This is a genomic window from Yoonia vestfoldensis (assembly GCF_002158905.1).
Lineage (GTDB): Bacteria > Pseudomonadota > Alphaproteobacteria > Rhodobacterales > Rhodobacteraceae > Yoonia > Yoonia vestfoldensis_B.
Genome location: NZ_CP021431.1, coordinates 181,964 through 207,713 on the forward strand (window position 1 = coordinate 181,964; position 25,750 = coordinate 207,713).

General features: G+C 61.7%; 30 protein-coding genes. 21 read left to right on the forward strand and 9 right to left on the reverse strand.

Translation table 11 applies throughout. The features are described from left to right. The first annotated feature begins 155 nt into the window (after positions 1-155). Positions 156-1,199 carry a Hint domain-containing protein gene (locus tag LOKVESSMR4R_RS00875; RefSeq protein ID WP_157898096.1) on the forward strand — a complete coding sequence of 348 codons (1,044 nt, stop codon included), beginning with the start codon at positions 156-158 and terminating at the stop codon, positions 1,197-1,199. 76 nt (positions 1,200-1,275) lie between these two features. Here the strand turns inward: LOKVESSMR4R_RS00875 and rpsU are convergent, their stop codons facing one another. Further along, on the reverse strand, positions 1,276-1,482 hold the full coding sequence (rpsU, locus tag LOKVESSMR4R_RS00880) for a 30S ribosomal protein S21 (protein ID WP_007206547.1): 207 nt from the start codon (positions 1,480-1,482) through the stop codon (positions 1,276-1,278). 106 nt (positions 1,483-1,588) lie between these two features. Here rpsU and LOKVESSMR4R_RS00885 point away from each other — a divergent pair, with 106 nt between their 5' ends. Beyond that, a complete protein-coding gene (locus tag LOKVESSMR4R_RS00885; protein ID WP_087205877.1) occupies positions 1,589-2,287 on the forward strand; it encodes a COQ9 family protein in 699 nt (232 codons plus the stop codon). Next, positions 2,284-3,267 (forward strand): NAD(P)H-quinone oxidoreductase, encoded by a 984-nt coding sequence (locus LOKVESSMR4R_RS00890; RefSeq protein WP_087205879.1) that lies wholly within the window; start codon positions 2,284-2,286, stop codon positions 3,265-3,267. Before LOKVESSMR4R_RS00885 ends, LOKVESSMR4R_RS00890 begins: the two co-directional genes overlap by 4 nt. Positions 3,268-3,420: 153 nt before the next feature. Here the strand turns inward: LOKVESSMR4R_RS00890 and rnhA are convergent, their stop codons facing one another. The 5 genes from rnhA to LOKVESSMR4R_RS00915 all read right to left on the reverse strand — a co-directional run bounded on the left by rnhA (position 3,421) and on the right by LOKVESSMR4R_RS00915 (position 7,431). Beyond that, a complete protein-coding gene (rnhA, locus tag LOKVESSMR4R_RS00895; protein ID WP_087205881.1) occupies positions 3,421-3,867 on the reverse strand; it encodes a ribonuclease HI in 447 nt (148 codons plus the stop codon). Continuing rightward, positions 3,867-4,316 carry a DUF3429 domain-containing protein gene (locus tag LOKVESSMR4R_RS00900; RefSeq protein WP_087205883.1) on the reverse strand — a complete coding sequence of 150 codons (450 nt, stop codon included), beginning with the start codon at positions 4,314-4,316 and terminating at the stop codon, positions 3,867-3,869. The genes rnhA and LOKVESSMR4R_RS00900 overlap by 1 nt, the downstream gene beginning before the upstream one ends. 4 nt (positions 4,317-4,320) lie before the next feature. Then, positions 4,321-5,271, reverse strand: coding sequence for a 4-hydroxy-3-methylbut-2-enyl diphosphate reductase (ispH, locus tag LOKVESSMR4R_RS00905; RefSeq protein ID WP_087205885.1), 951 nt, complete (start codon positions 5,269-5,271; stop codon positions 4,321-4,323). A gap of 67 nt (positions 5,272-5,338) precedes the next feature. Continuing rightward, the gene (locus LOKVESSMR4R_RS00910; RefSeq protein WP_087205887.1) at positions 5,339-6,667 is read right to left on the reverse strand and encodes an MATE family efflux transporter; all 1,329 of its coding nucleotides are present in this window, start codon (positions 6,665-6,667) and stop codon (positions 5,339-5,341) included. Between the two features lie 191 nt (positions 6,668-6,858). Next, positions 6,859-7,431 (reverse strand): NYN domain-containing protein, encoded by a 573-nt coding sequence (locus LOKVESSMR4R_RS00915; RefSeq protein WP_087205889.1) that lies wholly within the window; start codon positions 7,429-7,431, stop codon positions 6,859-6,861. A gap of 112 nt (positions 7,432-7,543) precedes the next feature. On the opposite strand from LOKVESSMR4R_RS00915, the gene folK reads away from it, so the two are divergent. From folK to recO, 11 genes are all read left to right on the forward strand, one after another. Continuing rightward, complete coding sequence (gene folK / locus LOKVESSMR4R_RS00920; protein ID WP_087205891.1) at positions 7,544-8,128, forward strand: 2-amino-4-hydroxy-6-hydroxymethyldihydropteridine diphosphokinase; 585 nt, start codon at positions 7,544-7,546, stop codon at positions 8,126-8,128. Between the two features lie 93 nt (positions 8,129-8,221). Then, complete coding sequence (gene rpoZ, locus LOKVESSMR4R_RS00925) at positions 8,222-8,575, forward strand: DNA-directed RNA polymerase subunit omega (RefSeq protein WP_087205893.1); 354 nt, start codon at positions 8,222-8,224, stop codon at positions 8,573-8,575. A gap of 40 nt (positions 8,576-8,615) precedes the next feature. Next, entirely contained in the window at positions 8,616-10,748 is a 2,133-nt protein-coding gene (locus LOKVESSMR4R_RS00930) for a RelA/SpoT family protein (RefSeq protein ID WP_087205895.1), read from the forward strand. Between the two features lie 23 nt (positions 10,749-10,771). Beyond that, a complete protein-coding gene (locus LOKVESSMR4R_RS00935) occupies positions 10,772-11,419 on the forward strand; it encodes a DUF2062 domain-containing protein (RefSeq protein WP_087205897.1) in 648 nt (215 codons plus the stop codon). 25 nt (positions 11,420-11,444) lie between these two features. Continuing rightward, positions 11,445-12,185, forward strand: coding sequence for a pyridoxine 5'-phosphate synthase (locus tag LOKVESSMR4R_RS00940; RefSeq protein WP_087205899.1), 741 nt, complete (start codon positions 11,445-11,447; stop codon positions 12,183-12,185). Continuing rightward, on the forward strand, positions 12,182-12,583 hold the full coding sequence (gene acpS, locus LOKVESSMR4R_RS00945; RefSeq protein ID WP_087205901.1) for a holo-ACP synthase: 402 nt from the start codon (positions 12,182-12,184) through the stop codon (positions 12,581-12,583). Before LOKVESSMR4R_RS00940 ends, acpS begins: the two co-directional genes overlap by 4 nt. Before the next feature lie 51 nt (positions 12,584-12,634). Next, the gene (lepB, locus tag LOKVESSMR4R_RS00950) at positions 12,635-13,471 is read left to right on the forward strand and encodes a signal peptidase I (RefSeq protein ID WP_087205902.1); all 837 of its coding nucleotides are present in this window, start codon (positions 12,635-12,637) and stop codon (positions 13,469-13,471) included. Next, on the forward strand, positions 13,468-14,148 hold the full coding sequence (gene rnc, locus LOKVESSMR4R_RS00955) for a ribonuclease III (protein WP_087205905.1): 681 nt from the start codon (positions 13,468-13,470) through the stop codon (positions 14,146-14,148). Before lepB ends, rnc begins: the two co-directional genes overlap by 4 nt. Next, positions 14,145-15,062, forward strand: a complete 918-nt coding sequence (gene era, locus LOKVESSMR4R_RS00960) for a GTPase Era (protein WP_087205907.1) — start codon at positions 14,145-14,147, stop codon at positions 15,060-15,062. The genes rnc and era overlap by 4 nt, the downstream gene beginning before the upstream one ends. Further along, complete coding sequence (locus LOKVESSMR4R_RS00965) at positions 15,059-15,385, forward strand: DUF1491 family protein (RefSeq protein ID WP_087205909.1); 327 nt, start codon at positions 15,059-15,061, stop codon at positions 15,383-15,385. Before era ends, LOKVESSMR4R_RS00965 begins: the two co-directional genes overlap by 4 nt. A gap of 51 nt (positions 15,386-15,436) precedes the next feature. Further along, complete coding sequence (recO, locus tag LOKVESSMR4R_RS00970; protein WP_087205911.1) at positions 15,437-16,168, forward strand: DNA repair protein RecO; 732 nt, start codon at positions 15,437-15,439, stop codon at positions 16,166-16,168. 23 nt (positions 16,169-16,191) lie between these two features. Here recO and LOKVESSMR4R_RS00975 read toward each other — a convergent pair whose 3' ends face one another. Further along, positions 16,192-17,877 (reverse strand): acyl-CoA dehydrogenase family protein, encoded by a 1,686-nt coding sequence (locus LOKVESSMR4R_RS00975; RefSeq protein WP_087205913.1) that lies wholly within the window; start codon positions 17,875-17,877, stop codon positions 16,192-16,194. A gap of 147 nt (positions 17,878-18,024) precedes the next feature. Here LOKVESSMR4R_RS00975 and LOKVESSMR4R_RS00980 point away from each other — a divergent pair, with 147 nt between their 5' ends. Next, entirely contained in the window at positions 18,025-18,795 is a 771-nt protein-coding gene (locus LOKVESSMR4R_RS00980; protein ID WP_087205914.1) for a sulfite exporter TauE/SafE family protein, read from the forward strand. Here LOKVESSMR4R_RS00980 and LOKVESSMR4R_RS00985 read toward each other — a convergent pair. After that, positions 18,792-19,313: a DUF3859 domain-containing protein gene (locus LOKVESSMR4R_RS00985; RefSeq protein WP_087205915.1), complete on the reverse strand. Its 522-nt coding sequence runs from the start codon at positions 19,311-19,313 to the stop codon at positions 18,792-18,794. The genes LOKVESSMR4R_RS00980 and LOKVESSMR4R_RS00985 overlap by 4 nt on opposite strands. A gap of 72 nt (positions 19,314-19,385) precedes the next feature. Continuing rightward, positions 19,386-20,984, reverse strand: coding sequence for a phosphoenolpyruvate carboxykinase (locus tag LOKVESSMR4R_RS00990; RefSeq protein ID WP_087205916.1), 1,599 nt, complete (start codon positions 20,982-20,984; stop codon positions 19,386-19,388). 282 nt (positions 20,985-21,266) lie between these two features. On the opposite strand from LOKVESSMR4R_RS00990, the gene LOKVESSMR4R_RS00995 reads away from it, so the two are divergent. The 6 genes from LOKVESSMR4R_RS00995 to LOKVESSMR4R_RS01020 are packed head-to-tail and all read left to right on the forward strand — an operon-like array spanning position 21,267 to position 25,691. Further along, positions 21,267-21,968 carry a response regulator transcription factor gene (locus tag LOKVESSMR4R_RS00995; RefSeq protein ID WP_087205917.1) on the forward strand — a complete coding sequence of 234 codons (702 nt, stop codon included), beginning with the start codon at positions 21,267-21,269 and terminating at the stop codon, positions 21,966-21,968. Positions 21,969-21,971: 3 nt separating this feature from the next. Beyond that, positions 21,972-23,699: a sensor histidine kinase gene (locus tag LOKVESSMR4R_RS01000; protein ID WP_087205918.1), complete on the forward strand. Its 1,728-nt coding sequence runs from the start codon at positions 21,972-21,974 to the stop codon at positions 23,697-23,699. A 9-nt stretch (positions 23,700-23,708) separates the two neighbouring features. Next, the gene (locus LOKVESSMR4R_RS01005; protein WP_087205919.1) at positions 23,709-24,134 is read left to right on the forward strand and encodes an HPr kinase/phosphorylase; all 426 of its coding nucleotides are present in this window, start codon (positions 23,709-23,711) and stop codon (positions 24,132-24,134) included. After that, positions 24,131-25,033 (forward strand): RNase adapter RapZ, encoded by a 903-nt coding sequence (gene rapZ, locus LOKVESSMR4R_RS01010; RefSeq protein WP_087205920.1) that lies wholly within the window; start codon positions 24,131-24,133, stop codon positions 25,031-25,033. Before LOKVESSMR4R_RS01005 ends, rapZ begins: the two co-directional genes overlap by 4 nt. Then, on the forward strand, positions 25,030-25,425 hold the full coding sequence (locus LOKVESSMR4R_RS01015; RefSeq protein ID WP_087205921.1) for a PTS sugar transporter subunit IIA: 396 nt from the start codon (positions 25,030-25,032) through the stop codon (positions 25,423-25,425). The genes rapZ and LOKVESSMR4R_RS01015 overlap by 4 nt, the downstream gene beginning before the upstream one ends. Beyond that, positions 25,422-25,691, forward strand: coding sequence for an HPr family phosphocarrier protein (locus tag LOKVESSMR4R_RS01020; protein WP_087205922.1), 270 nt, complete (start codon positions 25,422-25,424; stop codon positions 25,689-25,691). The genes LOKVESSMR4R_RS01015 and LOKVESSMR4R_RS01020 overlap by 4 nt, the downstream gene beginning before the upstream one ends. The last annotated feature ends 59 nt before the right edge of the window (positions 25,692-25,750 follow it).

Here is a 25,750-nt window from a genome sequence, read left to right on the forward strand (position 1 = left end):
ATTAATGCCATCAACCTCGCGTTTCATAGTGGATGGGTCCGCATGAAAGATGCGGCCTGCCAGTGTTGCTGCGTGAGGGTAAGGTTTTGGTTGATCGGACAATTTTTATTCTGCCAACGGCGCATGTCGCTGTTTCGAGTGGGCAACTGTCGGGCGTGACGCAAGGGACGGGGGCCCACCTTCTGGGCCAGACCATCACGCTGAAAAACAATAAGTGGGAAGCGGTGAACCTGACCGACAGCACGGTCGATTCCGGGCGTGGTTCGAGCGCCTCGCGGACCGGATTGGAATTCAGCGATAACGACGGCCGGCAGCGGTTGAATGGCGAGCAAACCATCGATGGCGCCACTTATGCCGATCGACTGGTCATCGAGAACGAATTTGCTCTGATAGTGCGTGACCCGGATGGCAATCTATACCGCCTGCTTGTCGTCAATATTCGTGAACCCCAGCCTTCATCGGCCACTTTTGCAACCGTCGAAGGGCTGGCCTTTGTCTCCAGCAGCACCGGCGGTTCTGCGGGGGGCTTTCCGCCGATCAATGTGCCGCTGACGGTTTTTCAAAATATTGAAACGCCCTCTGACACTTATGCCAGCCTTGCCGCGCCGCCCTGTTTTGTCGCAGGCACGCAGGTGCTGACGCCTGACGGATATCGTTTGATAGATGATCTGGCTGTCGACGATCTGGTCATGACGCTGGATCACGGGGCGCAGCCGATCCGCTGGGTCGGTGTCGCGCGCCTGCCGATGGCGGTGCTGGTCAATGAACCAAAATTCCGGCCCGTGACAATCAAACAAGATGCCTTTGCGGCGGGCTGCCCGCATTGTGACCTGCGGGTCTCACCCCAGCACCGCATTCTGGTCACAGGCTGGCAGGCTGAATTATTGTTTGGCGAGGGCGATGTTCTGGTGCCCGCGATCAAGCTGGTGAATGACGGCACGATCCGCTCGGCCGGACCGGATGGGGATGTCACCTATATCCACCTGATGTTTGACTGCCACGAGGTGATCTGGGCCGATGGTCTTGCCAGCGAAAGTTTCTTGCCCGGACTTGTCGGCGCCACTGATGCGCCTGACACAAGGGCCGAACAGGATGCATTATTCCCGCAGATGGCGACAGAACAGGTGCCGCATCTGACCGCGCGGCCCTGTATCTCGGATAAACGCACGCGGTTGCTGCGTGACAGCCTGACCCACTGACCACAGCGTCAGGATACGAAAAAACCCCCGCTGCTTGCGCAATCGGGGGTCAATCGTTTCAACAATCGGGGATGCTTTACAGCATGCCTTCGCGTTGCAGTTTCTTGCGCGCCAGCTTGCGCTGACGGCGGATCGCCTCGGCCTTTTCACGGGCTTTGCGGATCGACGGCTTTTCGAAATGTTGCTTGAGCTTCATTTCACGAAAAACGCCTTCACGCTGAAGCTTTTTCTTCAGAGCGCGCAACGCCTGATCGACGTTGTTATCACGAACACTTACCTGCATGTGGTTTTCACCACCTCTCTAAGTTGGATTTGCATAATTGCAGGAATTGGCCGTCTAGCAAAGTTGGGCTAGTTTGTCCAGTATGCCAACGAAGAGGAGGACCGCCATGACACCGACCCCCACCCAATCGGTCAAGATCCAGCTGCTGGATGCGATCATACCGCATGTGGCATTCGACGGCTGGGCGCCGGCCGCCTTTGACGCGGCCATCGCCGATAGCGGCGTGGACCCGGCTTTGGCGCGCAGCTTATGTCCGCGCGGTGCGATTGATCTGGCCATCGCCTTTCACGAACAGGGCGATCAGGCGATGGTGGCGGCGCTGCATGCGGCGGATCTGACGCATATGCGGTTTCGTGACAAGGTCGCCCATGCGATCCGCCTGCGCATCGCGGCCATCCCCGACAAAGAGGCGGTGCGGCGCGGGACGGCGCTCTTTGCCTTGCCGCATATGGCCGCCGATGGGGCAAGGCTGATCTGGGGCACGGCGGATCAGATCTGGACCGCGCTGGGCGACACATCCGAGGATGCGAATTGGTATACCAAGCGGCTGACCTTGTCGGGTGTCTATGCGTCGGTCGTGCTGTATTGGCTGGGCGATGACAGCACCGGCGGCCAGGCCACGGATGCTTTTATCGACCGGCGGATCGATGATGTGATGCAGGTCGAAAAGGTCAAGGCGCGGCTGCGCGACAATCCGGTGCTGAAGCCGCTGACATTGCCGTTTGGCCGGTTGATGGCGGGGATCAAGGCGCCACGCCGCAATATCGACCCCGACCTGCCGGGTATTTGGCGCGACCCGACATGATGCAGGCCGTCGAGATTACCCAGCCGGGCGGGCCAGAGGTACTGGCCCTGACCGAACGGTCGATCCCGCAGCCGGCCCATGATCAGGTCGTGATCAAGGTTGCCTATGCGGGTGTGAACCGGCCTGATGCCTTGCAGCGCGCGGGCCTCTATAATCCGCCCGCCGGTGCCAGCGACTTGCCCGGTCTTGAAGCCGCGGGCGAGATTGCGGCCCTGGGGGCGGGTGTGACCGGTTGGAAGATCGGTGACAGGGTCTGTGCCCTGCTGCCCGGTGGCGGCTATGCCGCCTATGTTGCAACCGCTGCCGCGCATTGTCTGCCAGTGCCGGCCGGGCTGACGCTGGCGCAGGCGGCTTGCCTGCCCGAGACGTTTTTTACCGTCTGGTCCAATGTGTTTCAGCGCGGCCGCCTGCAGGCGGGGGAACGGTTTCTGGTCCATGGTGGCAGTTCCGGCATCGGGACCACGGCAATCCAGCTGGCGCATGTGTTCGGGGCGCGGGTTTTTGCCACGGCGGGATCTGACGATAAATGTGCCGCCTGTCTGGCTTTGGGGGCCGAGGCCGCCTTGAACTATCGCGAGGTCGATTTCGTCGCGCATATGAAACAGGCCGGGGGTGCCGATCTGATCCTTGATATGGTTGGTGGTCCCTATATCCAACGCAATCTGGCGGCTTTGGCGGATGATGGTCGGCTGGTGCAGATCGCATTCCTGCAAGGTCCCAAGGTGGAACTGAACCTTGCGCAGATGATGACGCGTCGGCTGACCCTCACCGGATCAACGCTGCGCCCGCAATCCGACCTGGCCAAGGCGCGGATCGCCCAGGATTTGCGTCAACATGTCTGGCCATTGATCGCCGCAGGGCGGGTGCGCCCGGTCATGGATCAGGCTTTCGCCCTGGCCGATGCTGCCGCCGCCCATGCGCGGATGGAAAGCAGCGCGCATATCGGCAAGATCGTGCTGCAGGTTGCGGGGGAGCGCTAAAATTTTTCGCAGAAAAATTTCATGCGGGCGGCAGCAAAATTTTTCGTAGAAAAATTTCCCGCCCGCGGCACCTGACAGATGTTTCCGCAGAGGGGCTTCAACCTGTCAGGGCAAAGCCAACCAGCGCCGCATGATCGCAAACCATCAGCTGGGTCATCTTTTGTAAGGGGCCATGCCTGCACGGGCCAGCGCATCGGCGCGTTCGTTTTCGGGGTGGCCCGCATGGCCCTTGACCCATTCCCAGCGGACCTGATGCCGCGCGGTGGCGAGGTCCAGTCGCTGCCACAGATCGACGTTCTTCAGCCCGCCTTTCTTGGTCCAGCCATTGCGTTTCCAGCCGTGAATCCACTTGGTGATCCCGTCTTTGACATAGGCGCTATCGGTGACGATCGTGATCTCTGATTGGCGCGCCAGCGCCTCTAGCGCTGAAATGGCGGCCAGCAATTCCATCCGATTGTTGGTTGTCAGCGCCTCACCGCCCGAGAGCGGACGTTCTTTGATCACGCTATCGCCCTCGCGCGCGATCAGCAGCGCACCCCAGCCGCCGGGGCCCGGATTGCCTGAACAGGCACCGTCCGTATAGGCGTAAAGATCCGCCATCACAGCACCAGCGGCAGGAAGGACAGCACCACCAGCGCCGTCAGCAGGCTGCGCAGCTGCATCCACCAGCGCGGCGCAAGCCCCATCTGCCAGAAATGCCAATCCAGCAGCAGCAGGGCCAGAAACCCGACGATCAGGTTGACAGCCGCCCCCGTCGGCCCGCCCCCTGTCATGAAAAAGGCCCAAAGCGCGGGGATGACGGACAAGATATAGCTTGCGGTGGCAAGCCGGCCCGTGGCCTTGGTGGCAAAGCCCCATAACACGCCCGACATGAAGGACAGGATCACCGCACCATAGAATAATTGCACATAGGGGCCGATGAACCGCGGCCCAAACAGGGCTGCCCCCCAGAGACCCAGATCGGGGCGCAACAATGTCAGCGCGCCCCAGAAAAACGGGATCAGCCCGGCAAGGCCAAGCAAAAGGGCGGATCGGGGAATGGTCTGCATCCGCTTAGGCCGGTTCCCGCAGCACGCGCGGCACTTTGAATTCGACGTCTTCCTTGGCGGTTTCCACCATTTCGACCGTCACGTCATAGCGGTCGCGGAAAGCGTCGATCACCTCGTTGATCAGCACTTCGGGCGCGGATGCCCCCGCGGTGATACCCATCGAGGCGATGCCTTCCAGCGCGCGCCAGTCGATATCGGCTGCGCGCTGCACCAGTTGGGAATAATTGCAGCCTGCCCGCGCGCCGACCTCGACCAGCCGTTTGGAGTTGGATGAATTGGGCGCGCCCACGACCAGCATCGCGTCGCATTTCGGGGCCATGGCCTTGACCGCTTCTTGTCGGTTGGTAGTGGCGTAACAGATGTCTTCTTTATGCGGGCCGATGATCGCGGGGAAACGGGCCTGCAGGGCCGCAACGATATCGGCGGTATCATCGACCGACAGCGTGGTTTGCGTCACGAAGGCAAGGCGCGCGGGGTCGCGGACCTGCACATGGGCCACATCCGCGACGGTTTCGACCAGCAAAACCTCGCCTTGCGGCAATTGCCCCATCGTGCCGATGGTTTCGGGATGGCCGGCGTGGCCGATCATGAGCATCTGCAACCCGTTATCGGCGTGGCGCTGTGCTTCGATATGGACCTTGCTGACCAGCGGGCAGGTGGCGTCGACATAGATCATCTCGCGCTGGGCGGCGGCGGCGGGCACGGCCTTGGGCACGCCATGCGCGGAAAAGATCACCGGGCGGTCATCGGGGCAATCATCCAGTTCTTCGACAAAGACGGCCCCCTGGTCGCGCAGCGCATCGACGACGAATTTGTTATGCACGATCTCGTGGCGAACATAGACCGGCGCGCCCCATTTCTGGATCGCCATTTCAACGATCTTGATGGCGCGGTCCACGCCCGCGCAAAAGCCACGGGGTGCGGCCAGATAAAGGGTAAGGGGCGGTTTGGTCATCGCTTTCTCCTGCTGGTGCCAGAGGTAAAGCCTGATGCCCTGCGGGTCCAGCCCTTGCCGCGCGCAATCAGCGATTTGCCGCAGCGGTCAGCCGCCAGAACCGCAGCGGCAGGATGATGGCGACAAGGGTGATGCCGATCCCATAGCCGGCCCAGATGCCCAGCGGGCCAAGCTCTGCCCAGAACCCCAGCAGGGCTGCCAGCGGCAGCGCAAAGAACCAGTAGCTGGCCAGCGTCAGCCGCGTCGGCCAGACGAAATCCATGATCCCGCGCAGCGCACCCAGCGCGGTCGATTGCACCCCATCCGCGACCTGGATCAGGGCCACGATCACGAACATCGCGGTGGCAAGGGCAACAACCGCGCTGTCAGTCGATAGCGCAGCGGCGATCCGGCTGCCTGACAGGATCAGCGTGATCGTGACCGCGATCATCCAGGTCGTGACAACGCCGATGGCGGCTATGGCGATGGGGCGCAGCCGTGTGGGATCACCGGACCCGCTGGCCTGTCCGATGCGGATGGCGACGGCCGCCGCCATGCCAAGGGGCAGCATGTAAAGCACGCCACCAACGGCCTGCACGATCTGGTTGGCGGCCAAGGCGGTGGCGCCAAAGATGCCCAGCATCAGCCCGATCACGGCAAAGGCGGCCCCTTCACCGGTATATCCGATGGCCAGCGGCAAACCGTCCCGGGCCAATCTGCGGCGCAAGGCCGGATCGGGCCGCGCGCGCAACAGCCCGTGCCGCGCCAGCCAGCTGATCGCGACCAGCAAAGCCAGCGTTTCCGCGATCAGGCTGGCCAGCCCCGCGCCGATCAGCCCCAGCCCCGGCCAGTCGCCAACCCCCCAGATCAAGAGATAATTCAGCGGGATGTTCAGAACGACAGCCAGAAAGGCGAAACCGGCGGCTGTCCAGGGTCTGTCCATCGCATTCAGCACCTGCGCGATGACCATCAACAGCGCCACAGGCACCAGCAGCGCCGCCATCGCCAGCCAATAGGGGGTGATGATGGCCAGCACATCGGGCGGTTGGCCGATGAATGGCAGGCTGACAAGGATCAGCCCCATAAAGACCGCCGCGACCAGGCCCATCAGCGGGGCCAGAACCAGCCCCGCGCGCAGCGCAGCAGCCACCGCATCCGCCTGTGCGCCGCCATGCCGATGCGCCGCCTCGATCCCGACGGCAGAGACGAAACCATAGATGGCCGAATAAAAGATGATCATCGCCGCCGTCGTCAGCGACGCCGCCGCCAAAGGCAATGTGCCCAAAGGCGCGATCATAAGTGTATCGACCACGCCGATCAGCGTCGATGCGGCAAGCCCCGCCACGATCGGCAAGGCCAGGCGCAGCAATGGCGCGACTTCGGTCTGCGCGATGGCGGCGCTGGGCTGGGTTGGCATGGTCAAGGTCCGATGCGGAAATCAGACGCATCTTCTGGCGATGCCACAGCAACATGCAAGCCACAGGTTAACGCATACCCCCAGATTGTGCCGCCCAAGGGAAAAACCAGCCATGCGCGGCGATGATCGGTGCCGACCGCCGCTGCGCATGGTGCGTTTGCTGCATTTTTGGACGCTTGGCCGCGGCTATCCTAGCTATCGGTGCTACTGGCCTCGGCCATGTCGGTGCGTGGTTCGCGGGTGGGCCGGCCGATGACCTCGCGCAATTCGTCAAGCTCGATGAAATTATCCGCCTGACGGCGCAATTCATCGGCGATCATCGGCGGCTGGCTGCGGATCGTAGAGACGACGGACACCCGCACGCCCTTGCGCTGCAAGGCTTCGATGAGCGGGCGGAAATCGCCGTCGCCGGAAAAGATCACCGCGTGGTCCAGATGCGGCGCCAGTTCCATCGCATCCACCGCCAGCTCGATATCCATATTGCCCTTGACCTTGCGGCGGCCCATGCTGTCCGTGAATTCCTTGGCCGGTTTGGTGACCATGGAATAGCCGTTGTAATGCAGCCAGTCGACCAGCGGGCGGATCGGCGAATATTCGTCATTTTCCAGCAGCGCGGTATAATAGAAAGCGCGCAGCAGCTTGCCCCGCCGCATGAATTCTTGACGCAACAACTTGTAATCTATGTCAAACCCCAGCGCGCGCGCCGCCGCATAGAGGTTGGACCCATCAATAAAGAGCGCAAGACGCTCGTCTCGGTAAAACATGAAACACCTTTCGACTATTATCCTTGATCATCGTTGTGATGCGAGTGGAGGTTGATCAAGTAAACGCCGATCTTATATAGCGGTTCCATTGTGACAAGAGGCGCATTGCGGGATGATCGGCCAGATTGCGCTTATTGCTTTGGGCAGCAACGACGATTCCTTTCAAGGTGCCGTGGCGGAAAATGTCGCTTGGGCCGTGGGGCGCGTCAGCGCGATGGCCCAGGGTCCGGTGCGCGTCAGCCCGTTCTATGCAACCCCGGCCTATCCTGCGGGGTCAGGCCCTGATTTTGTCAATGCGGCGATGGCCTTTACAACCGTGTTGGATGCCGAGGCCATGCTTGCCGGGCTGCATGCCATCGAGGCAGAGGCTGGGCGTTTGCGCAGGATCCGCTGGGGGCAGCGCAGCCTGGACCTTGATCTGATCGCGCTGGGGGATCAGGTGCTGCCCGATGCCGCCACGCAGGCCCATTGGCGCCAATTGCCACCCGATGCGCAGGCGCAGATCGCACCTGACCGTCTGATCCTGCCGCATCCGCGCCTGCAGGACCGCAGTTTCGTCTTGGTGCCGCTGGCCGATGTCGCCCCTGATTGGCAGCATCCTTTGCTGGGGCTGAACGTGCTGCAAATGCGCGACCGGCTGCCAGAGCCCGACCGCGCCAGCGTTGTCGGCATCGCAAGACCATCGGCCAAAGGTTGAAAATACAGGCAACCCGCCGCCGCTGACCCTTGTCAATCCCTTTTGAACGCACTAGGGATGCAGCTTCCGAAGCTTCCTGTCCGGAGATCTGTCATGGCCCGCGTTACCGTCGAAGATTGCGTCGATAAAGTCCCAAACCGTTTCGAGCTTGTCATGCTTGCAGCGCATCGTGCGCGTGAAATCGCCGCCGGCTCGATGATCACGGTGGCCCGTGACAACGACAAGAACCCTGTCGTCTCGCTGCGCGAAATCGCCGAAGAAACCCAACAGGCGGATGATCTGCGCGAACGCATGATCGAGGCCAACCAGACCCAGATCGAGATCGACGAACCCGAAGAGGACAGCATGTCCTTGCTGATGGGCGCCGAAGCCGACCGCCCGGTCGAGGACGATATGTCCGAGGAAAAACTGCTGCGCGCGCTGATGGAAGCGCAAGGCCAGCGCTAGGGCGGGCTGTTCAGCCTGCCAATGATAGGCGCGGAACCAGATGACGAATGCTGACAGTCTGATCTCTCTGGTTCGCGCCTATAACCCGAAAACAAACCAAGCCCTGCTGCGCGATGCTTTTGCCTTTGGTGCCGATATGCACGAAGGCCAGTTTCGCCATTCCGGCGAGCCTTATTTCACCCATCCCGTCGCGGTCGCCCATATCCTGGCCTTGCAGCAGATGGATGATGCGACGCTGGTCACCGCCCTGCTGCATGACACGATCGAGGATACCAAGGCATCCTTTGCGATGGTCGAAACCCGATTCGGCCGCGAGATCGCCGAATTGGTCGATGGTGTAACGAAGCTGACCAACCTGCAATTAACCTCGACCCAGACCAAGCAGGCGGAAAATTTCCGTAAACTTTTCATGGCGACCAGCCGCGATCTGCGCGTCACCTTGGTGAAACTGGCCGACCGTCTGCATAATATGCGCACGATCAAATCCATGCGCCCCGAAAAGCAGGCCCAGAAAGCCCGCGAAACCATGGAAATCTTTGCGCCGCTTGCTGGCCGCATGGGGATGCAATGGATGCGCGAGGAATTGGAGGATCTGTCCTTTCGCGTGCTGAACCCCGAGGCGCGCAATTCCATCATCCGCCGTTTCATCACCTTGCAGCGCGAGACCGGCGATGTGGTGCAGAGAATCACCGCCGATATGCGGGTGGAGCTGGAAAAATCCAATATTCTGGCCGATGTCGCGGGCCGCGCCAAGAAACCCTATTCGATCTGGCGCAAGATGCAGGAAAAGGATCAGGGTTTCAGCCGTCTGTCCGACATCTATGGGTTTCGCGTGATCGTCGCGACAGAGGCCGATTGCTACCGCGTGCTGGGCACGATCCACCAGCGCTGGCGCGCCGTGCCGGGGCGGTTCAAGGATTACATCAGCCAGCCGAAATCCAACGGCTACCGCTCTATCCATACCACCGTATCGGGCCGTGACGGCAAACGGGTCGAGGTGCAGATCCGCACCCGCGAAATGCATGAAGTCGCCGAAACGGGTGTCGCGGCGCATTGGTCCTATAAAAACGGTGAACGTGTCGAAAACCGCTTTGCGGTGGACCCGGTGCGCTGGATTGCGTCGCTGACCGACCGGCTGGATGATGACCAGAACCACGAGGAATTCCTCGAGGCCGTCAAGCTAGAGATGTATCAGGATCAGGTCTTTTGCTTCACCCCCAAGGGCGAGGTGATCAAGCTGCCGCGCGGCGCGACGCCGATTGATTTCGCCTATGCGATCCACACCCGCATCGGGTCGGCCTGCGTGGGTGCCAAGGTGGACGGGCTGCGGGTGCCGCTTTGGACGCGGCTCAAGAACGGCCAATCGGTCGAGATCATCACCGCCGAAGGCCAGACCCCGCAGGCGACATGGATCGACATCGCCGTGACAGGCCGCGCGAAAACCGCGATCCGCCGGTCCTTGCGCGAGGAAGACCGCGAACGCTATGTCCGGCTGGGCCGCGAACTGGCGCGCGTGGCGTTTGAAAACGTGCGCAAGAAATCCACCGAAAAGGCGCTGCGCACTGCCGCCAAGGCGCTGGCCATCGACAGTGTCGCGGAATTGCTGGCCCGCCTGGGCAGCGCCGAGGTGACAGGCAGCGAGGTCGTGCGCGCGATCTATCCCGAGCTGGCCCATGTCACTGGCGACGAGGTCGATCAGGGCCGCGCTGTCGTGGGTCTTAGCCCCGATCAGGTCTATAAGCGCGGGGCTTGCTGTCAGCCGGTGCCCGGAGAGCGTATCTTGGGCATCACCTTTCGCGGCCAAGGCGTCACGATCCATGCCATCGATTGTGCCGCCTTGGTCGATTACGAAGACCAACCCGAACGCTGGATCGACCTGCATTGGCAAGAAGGCACCCATGCCGCCGTCAATACCGTGACCTTTGACGCGACGATCACCAATGACATGGGCGTGTTGGGGCGTATTTGCACATTGATCGGCGAACAGAACGCCAATATCTCTGACTTGAAATTCATCGACCGCAAGCCTGATTATTTCCGCTTGTTGATCGATGTCGATTTGCGGGATGCTGAACATCTGCACCGTGTGATGACCGCGCTCGAGGCGGAAAGCAACGTGTCATCCATCATCCGGCATCGTGATCCGGGCCTTGCGGGGACAATGCGTGGCTGACAGGCCAGAAGGGAAGTCGTGTCTTGGTATTCAAGCGCAGGGATAGGCGGCCGATCTGGAAGATCGTGCTGGACTTTGTCTATCCGCGCGGCGGCTGGGCGCGGGCCTTTGGCTATGTAAAGCACCGGTTGCGCCGGTTGCCCGACACCCCGGAAAAGATTTCCCGTGGCATCGCTGTGGGTGTCTTTGCGGCCTTTACGCCGTTCTATGGCCTGCATTTTGTGATTGCGATCCTGCTGGCGCGGATTGCGCGCGGCAATATGCTTGCGGCGCTGCTGGGGACGTTTGCGGGCAACCCGCTGACCTATATCCCGATCGGGATCGCCTCGCTGGGGACAGGGTATTGGTTGCTGGGCCGGCCTTTCAACGCCGCCGTCTTCGGATTATACACCAACGGCCCCAAGGATTACTGCACGCTTGGCTGTCAGTTCAGCAATGCGTTTTCGGATATCACCCATAATTTCATGGCGATCTTCACGATTGCCACCGCCGATTGGACCGGTCTGATCGCCTTTTATCACGAGGTTTTCGTCCCCTACCTGATCGGCGGCATCGCGCCGGGCTTGTTCTTTGGGCTTCTCAGCTACTATCTGTTCGTGCCGATCATCGCGGTCTATCAAAAACGGCGCCGCAAAGTGTTGCAGGCCAAGCTGGACCAATTGAAGAAATGACCTCTCTCGGCTGAAAGGGAAAACCATGACCAATCTGCGGCTCGGCGTGAATATCGACCATGTGGCAACCGTGCGTAACGCGCGCGGCGGGGATGTGCCTGATCCGGTGCGCGCCGCGCTGATGGCGCAGGATGCGGGGGCCGATGGCATCACCGCCCATCTGCGCGAGGATCGCCGCCATATCATCGACGCCGATATTGAACGGCTGATGGCCGCATTGCGCGTGCCGCTGAACTTTGAGATGGCGGCCACGGCCGAAATGCAGGCGATTGCCCTGCGCCACAAACCCCATGCTGTTTGTCTGGTCCCCGAAAAGCGCGAGGAACGCACAACCGAAGGCGGGCTGGAAGTTGCCGCGCAGCAAAGCGCGCTGGCAGATTACATCACCCCTCTGCGCGATGCCGGATGCCGCGTGTCGCTGTTCATCGCCGCCGACGAGGCGCAGATCAGGGCCGCGCACCGTATTGGCGCGCCGGTGATCGAATTGCATTCAGGCGCCTATGCCGATGCTTGGGCCGAAGGCGACTGGGCCACGCGCGACGATGAATTGCGCAAGATCACAGATATGACCGCCTTTGCCACCGATCTGGGGCTAGAGGTCCATGTCGGCCACGGGCTGACCTATGATTGCGTCACGCCCATCGCCGCCTTGCCGCAGGTGGCGGAACTGAATATCGGGCATTTCCTGATCGGCGAATCCATCTTTCGCGGTCTTGCCCCCGCGATTGCCGAAATGCGCCGCTTGATGGACGCCGCGCGCGCATGATCCTGGGCATCGGCACCGATCTTGCGAATATCGACCGGATCGCGGCCACGCTGGACCGGTTCGGCGACCGGTTCCGCAACCGTGTCTTTACGCCCGTCGAACAGGCCAAATCCGAGGCCCGCCATGACACGCCCGGCACCTATGCCAAACGCTGGGCCGCGAAAGAGGCGTGTTCCAAGGCGCTGGGCACCGGGTTGCGCATGGGGATCGCGTGGAAAGACATGGCGGTGTCGAACCTGCATACCGGCCAGCCCGTGATGGCCGTGACCGGCTGGGCGCGCGACAGGCTGGACCAGATGACCCCGCCCGGCCACGAGGCGGTGATCCATGTCACGCTGACCGATGATCACCCTTGGGCACAGGCCTTTGTGGTGATCGAGGCGCGGCCCATCGCTTGACTCCACCCCTTTGCGGGATCATGTAGCGTCAAACCCAAAAAGGAACGGAAAATGGCCGAAAAGACAGGCTTTGTCAGCAGCGTGAAAGAGACGATCAAGACGATCTTTTGGGCGCTGATCATCGCGGGCGTGTTCCGCACCCTGTTCTTTCAACCCTTCTGGATTCCGTCGGGGTCGATGAAGGACACCTTGCTGATCGGGGATTTCCTCTTTGTCAACAAGATGGCTTATGGCTATTCCTATGCGTCCTGCCCGTCGGTCCGTGTGCCGGCGGTCGGGATCGACATCGGCGCGGATGATTTCTGCGGCTGGTTCGCCGATAGTGACGACCGGCTGTTCGGGTCCGATCCGGAACGCGGCGATGTCGTGGTCTTCCGGCATCCGGTGACGGGCATGGATTTCATCAAACGCGTCGTCGGTGAGCCCGGTGACCGTATCCAGATGATCGACGGCGTGCTACATATCAATGATACCGCTGTCGGTCTGGCCGATGCGGGCCTCTTTACCGAGATCATGGAACCCCAAGGCCCGATGGGTGGCCGCCCGATGTGCGCCAATGACCCTGTCGGCATGGGCGCTGAATGTCTGAAACCGCGCCAGATCGAAACGCTGCCCAATGGCACCAGCCATGCGATCCTGAACATCGGCACGCGGGCCACCGACAATACCGGCGTGTTCACCGTGCCTGCGGACCATTTCTTTTTCATGGGTGACAATCGCGACAATTCCATCGACAGCCGCGTGCCGCAAACGCTGGGCGGTGTCGGTTTCGTGCCGCGCAGGGATATCGTGGGCCGCGCTGATCGGGTGTTGTTCTCATCCGCGGGCCGGTCGATGCTGGCCTTCTGGACATGGCGCAGCGACCGTTTCTTCAAGGCGGTCGAGTGAAACTCTCGGCTGATCTGGCTGCCTTTTCGCAGCGTCTGGGCTATCACTTCGTGAGGCCGGAATTGCTGGTGCGGGCGGTGACCCATTCATCCATGGTCAGCGTGCACCGCGATGATAACCAGCGGCTTGAATTTCTGGGCGACCGCGTGCTGGGCCTTGTGATGGCCGAGGCCTTGCTGAAGGCTGATCCCTCTGCCCCCGAAGGCCTGCTTGCGCCGCGCTATAACGCGCTGGTGCGCCGTGAAGCCTGCGCTGATGTCGCCCGGCAGATCGACCTTGGCGCGGTGATCAAACTGGGCCGCTCCGAGATGAAATCGGGGGGCCGCCGTAAAGAGGCTTTGCTCGCCGATGCGATGGAGGCGGTGATCGCCGCGATCTATCAGGACGGCGGGTTCGAAGCAGGGCGCAAGGTCGTGCTGGATCTCTGGGGCGCGCGCATCACCGATGTCGCCGATGATGCCCGCGACGCCAAGACCGCCTTGCAGGAATGGGCGCAGGCGCGCGGCGAAGCCCCGCCCAGCTATACCGAGGTGGCGCGCACCGGCCCTGACCATCAACCCGCCTTTACCATTGCGGTGCAGCTGGCCTCTGGCCAGTCCGAAACAGCGACCGCAGGGTCGAAACGGCAGGCGGAACAAGCCGCCGCCGCCGCCCTTTTGAAGAAAGTTGACCCATGACCGATGCAGCGACCAAAGCGGGCTTTGTCGCCCTGATCGGCGAACCGAATGCAGGCAAATCCACCCTGCTGAACCGGATGGTCGGCGCCAAAGTGTCGATCGTCACCCATAAGGTCCAGACCACCCGCGCGCGGATTCGCGGTGTCGCCATGGCCGGGCAGGCGCAGCTGATTTTCATCGACACGCCCGGCCTGTTCAAACCCCGCCGCAGGCTGGACCGCGCGATGGTCGCGGCTGCCTGGGGCGGAGCTGCGGATGCCGATGTCGTCGTCTTGATGATCGAGGCCCATCGCGGCATGAGCGAAGGCGTCAAGGCGATCCTGGCCAATCTGCCCGACCGTATGGGCAAGACCAAGGTCGCGCTGGCGATCAACAAGATCGACAAGGTGAAATCCGAAAGCCTGCTGGCCCTGACCCGCGACATGAACGAGGCGTTTGCTTTCGCCGAAACCTTCATGATTTCCGCCGAACGCGGCCATGGTTGCGATGACTTGCGCGCTTGGCTGGTCGAACAGGTGCCCGAAGGGCCGTGGCTTTACCCCGAAGACCAGATCGCCGATCTGCCGATGCGTATGATTGCTGCGGAAATGACCCGCGAAAAGCTGACCCTGCGGCTGCATCAGGAATTGCCCTATGAGCTGACCGTCGAGACCGAGAATTGGGAAGAACGCCCCGATGGGTCTGCGCGGATCGACCAGCTGATCTATGTTGCGCGTGATGGCCATAAAGGCATCGTGCTGGGCAAGGGCGGCGAGACGATCAAAGCCGTCAGCCAGGCCGCGCGCGCCGAGATCACCGAGTTTCTGGGCCGTCCCGTGCATCTGTTCCTGCAGGTCAAGGTGCGTCCGAACTGGCTGGAAGAAAAAGAGCGCTATTCCGAAATGGGGCTGGATTTCAAAGACGGCAACGCATGAGATTGACCGCCGACATCTGGGTGTCGGCCTATCTGACACGGCTGCGGCTGGCGGCGATCCCGGCCTTTGTCGTCGCGCGCGGCGATGCCACGGCGGGGGCAGTCATGGTCAAGCTGAACATGCTGGACGGGCGGGCCTGTTGTTACCAGCGCAGTTTCGATCTGATGACGGGCGCGCGGTCCTGGGTTGTGCTGGCCGAAGGGCCAGAGCCGGAGGTCGATCAATCGATCCAGCGCCAGCGCGGTTTTGATCCGGATCTTTGGGTGATCGAGGTCGAGGACCGGCAGGGCCGGCATCTGCTGGAGGAGGACGGGTTATCATGACTTTTATGCCTCTGGCAGGAGTATTTTTGGAAAAAAGAAGGTGCTGGCGCGATGATTTCATGGCGCGATGAAGCCGCGATTTTGGCGATGCGCCCGTTTGGCGAAAGCAGCGCCATTATCGAGGTGTTCAGCGCCGATCATGGCCGTCATGCCGGTGTGGTGCGCGGCGGGACCAGCCGCAAGATCGCGCCGCTGATCCAGCCCGGCGCGCAGGTGATGGTCAGCTGGACAGCGCGGCTGGATGATCATCTGGGCAGTTTCACGGTAGAGCCTGTCCGGTCACGCAGTGCCGCAGCCATGGCGGACCGGCTGTCGCTGGCGGGATTGAACGCGGTTTGCGCCTTGTTGCTGATGGTTTTGCCCGAACGCGAAAGTCATCCGCTGCTGTATCAGCGCAGCATCGCCTTGCTGGATTTGCTGGGCCAAGGCGCGCTATGGCCTTTGGCCTATCTGCGCTGGGAACAGGCCTTGCTGGAAGAGATGGGATTCGCGCTGGATCTGTCGGCCTGCGCCGCCAGCGGTGTGAACGAGGATCTGGCCTTTGTATCACCCAAATCCGGCCGCGCGGTCAGCCGCGATGCCGCCGGGGTCTGGGCGGATCGCTTGCTGCCCTTGCCCCCGGTTCTGGCTGGCAAGGGTGATGCCTCGGCGGCAGAGATCGCCAAGGCGCTGGGCACGACCGGGTTTTTCATTGAAAACCGTCTGATCAAGGGTTTGGGCGACCGCCCGATGCCAGCTGCCCGCGCGCGGTTGATCGATGCGATCCTGCGGCTGGAGGGCTAGGCGCGCCCCGGGCGGCCGACATGTTACCCCAACAAGCGCCGCGCGATCACCTGGGCCTGGATTTCAGCCGCCCCTTCGAAGATGTTCAGGATGCGCGCATCACACAGGATGCGGCTGATCTTATATTCCAGCGCGAAACCATTGCCGCCGTGGATTTGCAGCGCATTATCCGCACAGGCCCAGGCGACCCGTGCGCCCAAAAGCTTGGCCATGCCTGCTTCTAGGTCACACCGCCGGTCGTTGTCTTTTTCATGCGCGCTGAAATAGGTCAGCTGCCGCGCGATGGTGATTTCCACCGCCATCATCGCCAATTTACCCGCAACACGCGGGAAATTGATCAGCGCCGCGCCGAATTGCTTGCGGTCCTGGGCATATTGCATGCCCACATCCAGGGCCGATTGCGCCACACCCACGGCGCGCGCGGCGGTTTGGATGCGCGCGGATTCGAATGTCTGCATCAGCTGTTTGAAGCCTTTGCCGGTCTCGCCGCCCAAAAGGTTATCGCCTTTGACCATGAACCCGTCGAAGGCCAGTTCATATTCCTTCATGCCGCGATAGCCCAGCACCTCGATCTCGCCGCCGGTCATGCCTGGCGTGGGAAAGGGGTTTTCTTCGGTGCCGGGGGTCTTTTCGGCCAGAAACATCGACAGGCCGCTGTAATCGGTTGTCGCGGGATCGGTGCGTGCCAGCAGGGTCATCACATGGGTGCGGGTGGCATGGGTGATCCATGTCTTGTTGCCGGTGATTTCCCAATCATCGCCCTTTTTGACCGCGCGGGTGCGCAAGGACCCAAGGTCTGATCCTGTATTGGGTTCGGTGAACACGGCCGTCGGCAGGATTTCGGCCGAGGCCAGACCGGGCAGCCAATGCTGTTTTTGGTCTTCCGTGCCGCCGCACAAGATGAGCTCGGCTGCGATTTCGGTGCGTGTCGCCAATGACCCCACGCCGATATAGCCGCGCGAGAGTTCTTCGGACACCACGCACATCGAGGCTTTGGACAGTCCGAAACCGCCGTATTCTTCGGGAATGGTCAGACCGAAGACGCCCATTTCGGCCATCTCGTCGATGATCGCCAGCGGGATCAATTCATCCTTGAGGTGCCAATCATGCGCATGCGGTTCGACCTTTTCCAGGCTGAAACGCCGGAATTGCGCGCGGATCATTTCCAGTTCCTCATCAAGGCCAGAGGCCCCGACCGTCAGATTTGCCGCCTGATCCTGCATCAGCGTGACAAGGCGCATCCGCGCGGCCTGAGTATTGCCTTGCGCGCAAAGGGTCATCACGGCGGGGATCATCATCGCGCGCATCTGGTCGGGTGCCAGGCCGATATCTTGCGGGCGCAGAATCTCGCCCTGGCTCATCGGGATGCCGCCGCAGATCTGCGAGAGATATTCACCAAAGGCGATCTGGTGGATCAATTGTTCCACCTCGCCGCATTTGCCATCGGCGGCCAGACGCCCCGCCCAATCCTGCATCTGGTGCAAGGATTGCGCATAGGTCGCAAGCCAGGCCAAGCCATGCGCCGCCGTTTGATGCGTATCGAGCAGCGCGCCCGAGATACGCCCCTCTTGGCTGACCTTGGCGCGCAGGATGTCTTTGGCCTGCGCCAACAGCTTGTCCACGGCGGGCAGGGCCGCGCCGGTCAGATCCAGCAGGTCATCCAGAATCGGGTTCGAGGTCAGATGCAGGTCCTGTCCGTCATGGGGCATGGCATGTCTCCGGTTCATGTGCAGGTGCAGAGATAATCACTTTGCAGTCGCAGCGCAATATTAATTCGAAAAAAGCGATTGCGTTGAATGAAAATGTCGCACCCGATTTGGTGATGCCAAGCGTCGCAGAACGGCATATGACGCAGCATGTCACATTTTTTCGCGGCTATCACGCCTGAATTATTCGTCTTTGCCTGTGTCGTCACCTTCCTTGGCGGGTTCGTGAAGGGCGCGGTGGGTTTTGCCATGCCGCTGATCATGGTCTCGGGGATGGGGATCGCCATCGCGCCTGAACTGATCATCGCCGGAATTGTCCTGCCGATCGTGGTCAGCAATATCTTGCAGGTCGGGCGCGCCGGTCTGGGCCAGGCCCGTGATGCGGTGGTAGAACATTGGCGCTATATCGCGGCGGTCTGTGTGATGATCCTTGTTTCGGCGCAATTCCTGCGCCGTATCCCGACCGATACGCTGTTCATCGTGCTGGGCGTGCCTGTGGTGATCTTGTGCCTGATCCAGATCGCGGGCTGGCGTCCGGTCATACCGGCGCGGATGCGGCGTCCGGTGGAATATGTGGCGGGGATTCTGTCTGGGGTTCTCGGCGGGCTGACCGGCACTTGGGGGCCGCCCACGGTGTTGTATCTGCTGGCGCTTGGCACGCCGCGCGACCGGCAGATGTCGGTGCAGGGGGTGATTTACGGGCTGGGGTCGGTGATGCTGTTTCTGGGCCATGTGCAATCAGGCGTGCTGAATGCGCAGACATGGCCGTTTTCGGCGGCGCTGGTGGTGCCGGGGATGTTGGGCATGTGGGTCGGGTTCCGGTTGGGCGACCGTTTCGATGCCGATAGGTTCCGGCAGGTCACGCTTTGGGTGCTGGTGATCGCGGGGGTGAACCTGATCCGGCGCGGGGTGATGGGCTAGGACAGCAGATCGTCGTCGCCGCAAGCTGCGGCCAGACCGGGCAAGGCGCTGGGTGGGACCACCTCGAAATTGACGGAAAAGAGCTGCTCATCCCCCAGAACCGCCGTGAAGGTCCATGTGCCGGTGATGCGTTCGTAATCTTCGTCGAATTGGTAAAAGGTTGTCGATGGCCCGGTCCCGCTGATCCAGGAGTGATAGCTTTGCCGGGTCACCCCCGCATCGCCCATTGGCGGATGGGTCACGATGATCGTCACATCGGACAGACCTAGGGGGTCCACCGCCTGCACCTTGACCCCAAAGCCGACGCCAATGACTGCGGGGACCTGGGTGATTTCGGCGATGAAGGGCGGGGTTTGTGCGATCAGCTGCGTGCTGCCAGCGATCGTATCCGGTGCCGGCGCGGTGCCCGTGACAGGCGGGCCGCAAATGACGCCCGCGCGCAGCGAGGCAATCGCATCTTGCGCGACAGCGGCGGGCGGCAGCGACAGGGCGAACAGCAGGGCGAGCATCAGGCGCATGGCGCAACCATAGTCGGATGCGCCGCGATGTCGAGATGGTCGTAAGGTGGAACAGGTTCCACCTTACCCGTGTCAGCCGATGGCGGCTGCTTTCACATCATCATCAATAAAGGGCACATATTTCGCGAAATTATCGCTGAACATGCCCACAAGCTTGGCCGCCTGCGCATCATAGGCCGCCGCATCCGCCCAGGTCGCGCGCGGATCAAGCAGGCGCGCATCCAGACCCTCGACCGCCACCGGCACTTCGAACCCGAAATGCGGGTCCTTGCGGAAGGTGCTTTCGATCAGCGTGCCATCCAGCGCCGCCGCCAGCAGGGCGCGCGTCGCCTTGATCGGCATCCGGCTGCCAGTGCCATAGGCGCCACCGGTCCAGCCGGTGTTCACCAGCCAGCAGGTCGCGCCATGGCTTGCGATCTTGGACCGCAGCAGATTGCCGTAAACCTCTGGCCTGCGCGGCATGAAAGGCGCGCCGAAACAGGTGCTGAAGGTCGGTTCCGGTTCGGTCACGCCGCGTTCGGTGCCCGCCACCTTTGACGTGAACCCCGACAGGAAATGATACATCGCCTGCGCCGGTGTCAGCCGCGCGATGGGGGGCAGCACGCCAAAAGCATCGCAGGTCAGCATGATGATATTCTTGGGATGCCCGCCCAGCGCCGTGTCAGAGGCATTGGCGATATAATTCAGCGGATAGGCGCAGCGCATATTCGCGGTCAGGCTGTCATCCTCGAAATCCAGATCAAACGTTTCGGGATCGAAGACCATGTTTTCGATCACCGTATGCGGCATGAAACAGGTGGCGTAGATATCGGGTTCCGCCTCGGCGCTCAGGTTGATGGTCTTGGCATAGCAGCCGCCTTCGAAGTTAAAGGTGCCGCGATCCGACCAGCCATGTTCGTCATCCCCGATCAGCACGCGGCTGGGGTCAGCCGACAGCGTGGTCTTGCCGGTGCCGGACAGGCCAAAGAACACGGCCGTATCGACAGGATTGCCGGGCGCATGGTTGGCGCTGCAATGCATCGGCATGATGCCTTTTTCGGGCAGCAGGTAGTTCAGCAGGGTGAAGACGGATTTCTTGTTCTCGCCTGCATATTCGGTGCCGCCGATCAGGATCAGCTTGCGGTCGAAATTCAGCGCGATCACCGTGTCGGTCCGGCAGCCATGGCGCGCAGGATCGGCCTTGAAGCTGGGGCAGTTGATGATCGTGAATTCAGGGGTGAAACCGGCCAGCTCGGCCGCATCGGGGCGGCGCAGCAAATGCCGGATGAACAGCCCGTGCCATGCCAGTTCGGTCACGACGCGGACATCCAGACGATGCGCCGGATCCGCCCCGCCGAACAGGTCCTGCACATGATAGGTGCCGCCCTGCATATGCGCGATCATATCAGCATAAAGAACGTCGAAATCCGCAGGCGCCATCGGGGCGTTATTGTCCCACCAGATCGTGTCCTCGACAGATGGCGTGCGCACGACGAATTTATCCTTGGGCGACCGGCCTGTGTGTTTGCCCGTCGTCACCAGCAGGCTGCCACCCTTGCCTGTGACACCTTCGCCAGCGGCCACGGCCGCATCATGCAATGCGGCAGCAGAGCTGTTGTAATAGACAGAACCCAGCCCTGTGATGCCTTGGTCCTCAAGTTTCATCTGCGGGTTGACCGTACCTTGGTCCATGGGTTCGCTCCTTTTCGAATGGGCAATCCTGCCCGCGATGGGCTTGCATACCACCAAGCTTTCCTGCCTTGATAGGGGGTGAGCGAAGCGTTAGCGCAACCAAATGCATGTTAGCGCAACCAAATGTGTCTGGCCCCGCCAGGCGGCCCGCGGCATGGTAAATTTGGTGCGATCACAGGCGATCCTGCCGCGCGCAAAGCTTTGGGGATTGATTCGCCTCGTTAAACAGCGGAAAATCGCGGCGTGTTATGAGTTCGCTAAATACATAAAGGTAGTATGTCCATGTCGAGAATTGCCCTGGTTGACGATGACCGCAACATATTGACATCGGTGGCGATGACGCTGGAAGCGGAAGGGTTCGAGGTTGAGACCTATAATGACGGGCAGGCGGCATGGGATGCATTCAACAAGCGGATGCCCGATATGGCTGTGCTTGACATAAAGATGCCCCGGATGGACGGGATGGACCTGTTGCAACGGCTGCGACAGAAAACCTCGATGCCGGTCATTTTCCTGACCTCCAAGGATGATGAGATCGACGAGGTGCTGGGCCTGCGGATGGGCGCCGACGATTACGTCAAAAAGCCGTTTTCGCAGCGTCTGCTGGTGGAACGTATCCGGTCGCTGCTGCGCCGTCAGGATGCGATCGCCGGCGAAGAGATCGAAGAAACCGAAGAGACCAAGGTCATGGTGCGCGGTGATCTGGTCATGGACCCGCTGCGCCATGCGGTGAAATGGAAAGGCCGTGACGTGTCATTGACCGTCACCGAATTTCTGCTGTTGCAGGCTCTGGCCCAGCGCCCCGGTTTCGTCAAAAGCCGCGATCAGCTGATGGATGTGGCCTATGATGATCAGGTCTATGTCGATGACCGCACCATTGACAGCCATATCAAACGTCTTCGCAAGAAGATGCGCAACACCGATGACCAGTTTTCCGCGATCGAGACATTGTATGGCATTGGTTACCGCTACAACGAAGACTAGGGGATGACCTCTGTCCCCGAGATTGACGTCCGCGACCTCAAATCGGTGCGCCGGGCGACGCTGCCGCCCGATATCGTGCTGGGCGAGGATTGGGTCGATCCCGAGGTTACGCGCGGCGGCATGCCCTATCTGGATGCGCCAAAGCGCGGGATCATCGCGCTGCGCAAATCCCCCATCGCGCGCAAGATCGTCGTTTTCAACCTGATCGCGATGTTCATGATGATCGCGGGGGTGTTGTATCTGAATGCATCGCGCGACACGCTTGCCTTGCAGCGCGCCAATGGGCTGATCTCCGAAGCCCAGCTGATCGCCGATGTGTTCGAGGTGCAATTGCCCCGCCGTGCCGCCGTGAACCTGGTCTCGGGCCATGGGATAAACGCCGCCGACACCCTGGCCAGCCTGCACCTGCGCGGCGGGATGGAGGTGTCGGTCTTTGCACCTGATGCCACGCTGGTCGCGCGCACAGCCGGCCCGCTGGCCGAAACCGCCAATCCCGACGCGCGGATCGGCCGGACCTTTATCAGCGATTTTCTGGGCACAATGACGGGCGGGCTGTTTGGCCTGTTCAACACGGCTGCGCCAGCGCCTGACCAGCAGATGCTTGCCACCGCAACGCCCGAATTGATCGCGGTTGCGGTGCAGGGCAAGACCCAGCTCAATATCACCGAGGTCCGGGGCAGCTCGGTGCTGGTCGTGGCCACGCCCATCATGCAGGCTGGCACGCCGGTCGGTGTGATCGTGGCGGCCACGGCGGCGGGTGAAGTGGACGGCCTTGTGCGCCGCGAACGCGAAGAGGTGCTGCGTCTGCTGATTGTCGGGATCGCGGTCAGCATCGGGCTTAGCCTTGTGCTGGCCTCGACCATCGCCAATCCGCTGGCCGATCTGGCCACGGCCGCCGAAGCGAGCCATCAAAAGAATGCGCGCAGGCTGGCCCCGGTCCGCGTGCGCATCCCCGATCTGACCGCCCGCCCGGACGAGATAGGCCGCCTGTCGGGGGCGCTGCGCGGGATGGTCTCGGCGCTTTATGACCGGATCGAAAGCAACGAACAATTCGCCGCCGATGTCGCCCATGAAATCAAGAATCCGCTGGCCTCGCTGCGGTCGGCTGTCGGAACGATGCGTATCGCCAAACAGCCCGCCCAGCGCGAGCGTATGCTTGACCTGATCGAACATGATATCAAACGCCTTGACCGTCTGATCAGCGATATTTCCAACGCCTCGCGTCTGGACAGCGAATTGGTCAAGGAAAAAGAGGAAACCTTTGACCTGATCAACATGCTGCATCATGTGAACGCCCATCTGGGCAAGGATGCAGAGTCCCGTGGCATCGCCTTTATCGCCGATGTGCCGCGCAGGCCGATCTTGGTGCAGGGGCTCGAAGGACGGCTGGCGCAGGTCTTTGTGAACCTGATCAGCAATGCAATTTCCTTTTGTGAAGACGGGGATGCGATCCGCGTCTGGACCCGCACCCGCGAAAACCGCGTGCTGGTCGTCGTCGAGGATACTGGCCCCGGCATCCCCGATGCTGCGCTGCGCAAGATTTTCCAGCGGTTCTATTCCGAACGCCCCGCCGGACAATTCGGCAATAATTCTGGGCTCGGCCTCGCGATTTCGAAACAGATCGTCGAGGCCCATGGCGGCGTGATCTGGGCCGAAAACATTCGCCCGCCCGACAGCGACCCCGATTGCGCGCCCGATGGTGCAAGGTTCGTCGTTGGATTGCCGCTGTGACGGATCGTCATGATGCCGCCTGAAACGCATCACGCCAGCTGCGTTGCGCTGGGCGACAGCGCAGTGTTGATCCTTGGCGCGGCGGGGCGCGGCAAATCCACGCTGGCGCTGCAATTGATGGCGCTGGGCGGGGTGCTGGTCGCGGATGACAGGGTGCGGCTATGGGCCGACGGCGACCGGCTGCTGGCGGCATCGCCGCCCGCCATCGCAGGGCTGATCGAGGCGCGCGGCGCAGGCATTCTCAAAGCCGCCTGTCAGCCGCGCGCAGAGGTCGCACTGGTCGTCGATCTTGACCAGACCGAGGACCAGCGCCTGCCGGACCGGGACCAGATCCGCCTCTGCGGCTGCGACATTCCCTTGATAAAACGGATCGACGGGCCACATTTCCCAGCGATCATTGTACAAATCCTCAAGGCCGGCTGGAGCGACCGATGACAGATACCCCCCGGATATTGCCGATGACGGTCCTTGTGACCGGGCCGTCCGGTGCGGGGCGGTCCACCGCGATCAATGCGCTCGAGGATCTGGGCTATGAGGTGATCGACAACCTGCCGCTGTCGCTCTTGCCGCGTCTGCTCGACGGGCCGCCGCCGGGTCGGCCGCTGGCGCTGGGTCTGGACGTGCGCAACCGCGATTTCGGCACCGATGCGCTGATCGCCACCATTGACCAGCTGGCCGCGCGCAGCGATCAGGTGATGCAGGTGCTATATCTGGATGCCGCCGAGGAAGAGCTGGTCAAACGCTATTCCGAAACCCGCAGACGGCATCCGCTGGCACCTGCGGGCCCGCCCATGGCCGGGATCGCGCGCGAACGCGACCTTCTGGTGCCAGTGCGCAGCCGTGCCGATGTGCTGATCGACACCACGGGCCTGTCGCCACATGATCTGCGTGCGGAAATCGACCGCTGGTTCGCCACCGCCGAAGGGCGCAATCTGGGTGTCACGCTGCATTCGTTTTCCTATAAGCGCGGGCTGCCACGCGGCATGGATATCGTCATGGATTGCCGATTCCTGCGCAACCCGCATTGGGACCCGGATCTGCGCGCGCGTGACGGGCGCGACGATGATGTGGCGGCCTATGTCGCCGCCGATCCGCGATTCGACGACTTCTTCACCCGGGTCAAGGCGCTGGTCGATCTGGTCCTGCCCGCGCATAAAGACGAAGGCAAAAGCCACCTCTCCATCGGCTTTGGCTGTACCGGAGGGCAACATCGTTCCGTCATGATCGTCGAACGCATGGCACAGGCCCTTGCGAAAGACGGGTGGCATGTGTCTAAACGGCATCGAGAGATGGAAAGGCAGGACAGATTGCTCAGCAAGGAACGACAGGCTTGATCGGGATCGTCATCGTCGCACATGGCGGGCTGGCGCAGGAATACCTGTCCGCCGTCGAACATGTCGTGGGGCGCCAGTCGGGGATGGTCAGCATCGCCATCGGGCCGGATGACGACCGCGCGCTGAAACAGGCCGAAATCTGCGAGGCTGCCGATGCCGTCGATGCGGGCGCGGGTGTCATCATCGTGACCGATATGTTCGGCGGATCGCCCTCGAACCTGTCGCTGCGCGCCTGCAGCCCGGCCAACCGCAAGATCCTTTATGGCGCGAATCTGCCGATGCTGATCAAACTGGCCAAATCGCGCAAACGTTCGGTCCCCGATGCGGCCGAGGCGGCGATTGCCGCGGCGCATAAATATATCAACAGCCACAATGGCGGCCTTTCCCAATGACGACAGCGGTCCTGAAGATCGAGAATATCAAGGGGCTGCACGCCCGCGCCTCGGCCAAGCTGGTCGAGGTTGTCGAACGATTCGATGCCGATGCCACCGTGCGCAAGGATGGCGAAACCGCCAGCGGCGACAGTATCATGGGGCTGCTGATGCTGGCCGCCTCGATCGGCACCTATATCGAGGTCGAAACCCGCGGTCCGGACGCAGAACCTCTGCTGGCGGCGATCACAGCGCTTGTCGCGGATAAATTCGGCGAAGGCGACTGAGCGCCCAAACCCCCATCTTCCGAGCGTAAATATCCCCGCCGGAGGCATCAAATCTTTTT

Coding starts and splice junctions, on each gene's coding strand:
- rpsU (WP_007206547.1), bottom strand. CDS start 1,482: ATGCAGGTAAGTGTTCGTGATAACAACGTCGATCAGGCGTTGCGCGCT.
- LOKVESSMR4R_RS00885 (WP_087205877.1), top strand. CDS start 1,589: ATGACACCGACCCCCACCCAATCGGTCAAGATCCAGCTGCTGGATGCG.
- LOKVESSMR4R_RS00890 (WP_087205879.1), top strand. CDS start 2,284: ATGATGCAGGCCGTCGAGATTACCCAGCCGGGCGGGCCAGAGGTACTG.
- rnhA (WP_087205881.1), bottom strand. CDS start 3,867: ATGGCGGATCTTTACGCCTATACGGACGGTGCCTGTTCAGGCAATCCG.
- LOKVESSMR4R_RS00900 (WP_087205883.1), bottom strand. CDS start 4,316: ATGCAGACCATTCCCCGATCCGCCCTTTTGCTTGGCCTTGCCGGGCTG.
- ispH (WP_087205885.1), bottom strand. CDS start 5,271: ATGACCAAACCGCCCCTTACCCTTTATCTGGCCGCACCCCGTGGCTTT.
- LOKVESSMR4R_RS00910 (WP_087205887.1), bottom strand. CDS start 6,667: ATGCCAACCCAGCCCAGCGCCGCCATCGCGCAGACCGAAGTCGCGCCA.
- LOKVESSMR4R_RS00915 (WP_087205889.1), bottom strand. CDS start 7,431: ATGTTTTACCGAGACGAGCGTCTTGCGCTCTTTATTGATGGGTCCAAC.
- folK (WP_087205891.1), top strand. CDS start 7,544: ATGATCGGCCAGATTGCGCTTATTGCTTTGGGCAGCAACGACGATTCC.
- rpoZ (WP_087205893.1), top strand. CDS start 8,222: ATGGCCCGCGTTACCGTCGAAGATTGCGTCGATAAAGTCCCAAACCGT.
- LOKVESSMR4R_RS00930 (WP_087205895.1), top strand. CDS start 8,616: ATGACGAATGCTGACAGTCTGATCTCTCTGGTTCGCGCCTATAACCCG.
- LOKVESSMR4R_RS00940 (WP_087205899.1), top strand. CDS start 11,445: ATGACCAATCTGCGGCTCGGCGTGAATATCGACCATGTGGCAACCGTG.
- acpS (WP_087205901.1), top strand. CDS start 12,182: ATGATCCTGGGCATCGGCACCGATCTTGCGAATATCGACCGGATCGCG.
- lepB (WP_087205902.1), top strand. CDS start 12,635: ATGGCCGAAAAGACAGGCTTTGTCAGCAGCGTGAAAGAGACGATCAAG.
- era (WP_087205907.1), top strand. CDS start 14,145: ATGACCGATGCAGCGACCAAAGCGGGCTTTGTCGCCCTGATCGGCGAA.
- LOKVESSMR4R_RS00965 (WP_087205909.1), top strand. CDS start 15,059: ATGAGATTGACCGCCGACATCTGGGTGTCGGCCTATCTGACACGGCTG.
- recO (WP_087205911.1), top strand. CDS start 15,437: ATGATTTCATGGCGCGATGAAGCCGCGATTTTGGCGATGCGCCCGTTT.
- LOKVESSMR4R_RS00975 (WP_087205913.1), bottom strand. CDS start 17,877: ATGCCCCATGACGGACAGGACCTGCATCTGACCTCGAACCCGATTCTG.
- LOKVESSMR4R_RS00980 (WP_087205914.1), top strand. CDS start 18,025: ATGTCACATTTTTTCGCGGCTATCACGCCTGAATTATTCGTCTTTGCC.
- LOKVESSMR4R_RS00985 (WP_087205915.1), bottom strand. CDS start 19,313: ATGCGCCTGATGCTCGCCCTGCTGTTCGCCCTGTCGCTGCCGCCCGCC.
- LOKVESSMR4R_RS00990 (WP_087205916.1), bottom strand. CDS start 20,984: ATGGACCAAGGTACGGTCAACCCGCAGATGAAACTTGAGGACCAAGGC.
- LOKVESSMR4R_RS00995 (WP_087205917.1), top strand. CDS start 21,267: ATGTCGAGAATTGCCCTGGTTGACGATGACCGCAACATATTGACATCG.
- LOKVESSMR4R_RS01000 (WP_087205918.1), top strand. CDS start 21,972: ATGACCTCTGTCCCCGAGATTGACGTCCGCGACCTCAAATCGGTGCGC.
- LOKVESSMR4R_RS01005 (WP_087205919.1), top strand. CDS start 23,709: ATGATGCCGCCTGAAACGCATCACGCCAGCTGCGTTGCGCTGGGCGAC.
- rapZ (WP_087205920.1), top strand. CDS start 24,131: ATGACAGATACCCCCCGGATATTGCCGATGACGGTCCTTGTGACCGGG.
- LOKVESSMR4R_RS01020 (WP_087205922.1), top strand. CDS start 25,422: ATGACGACAGCGGTCCTGAAGATCGAGAATATCAAGGGGCTGCACGCC.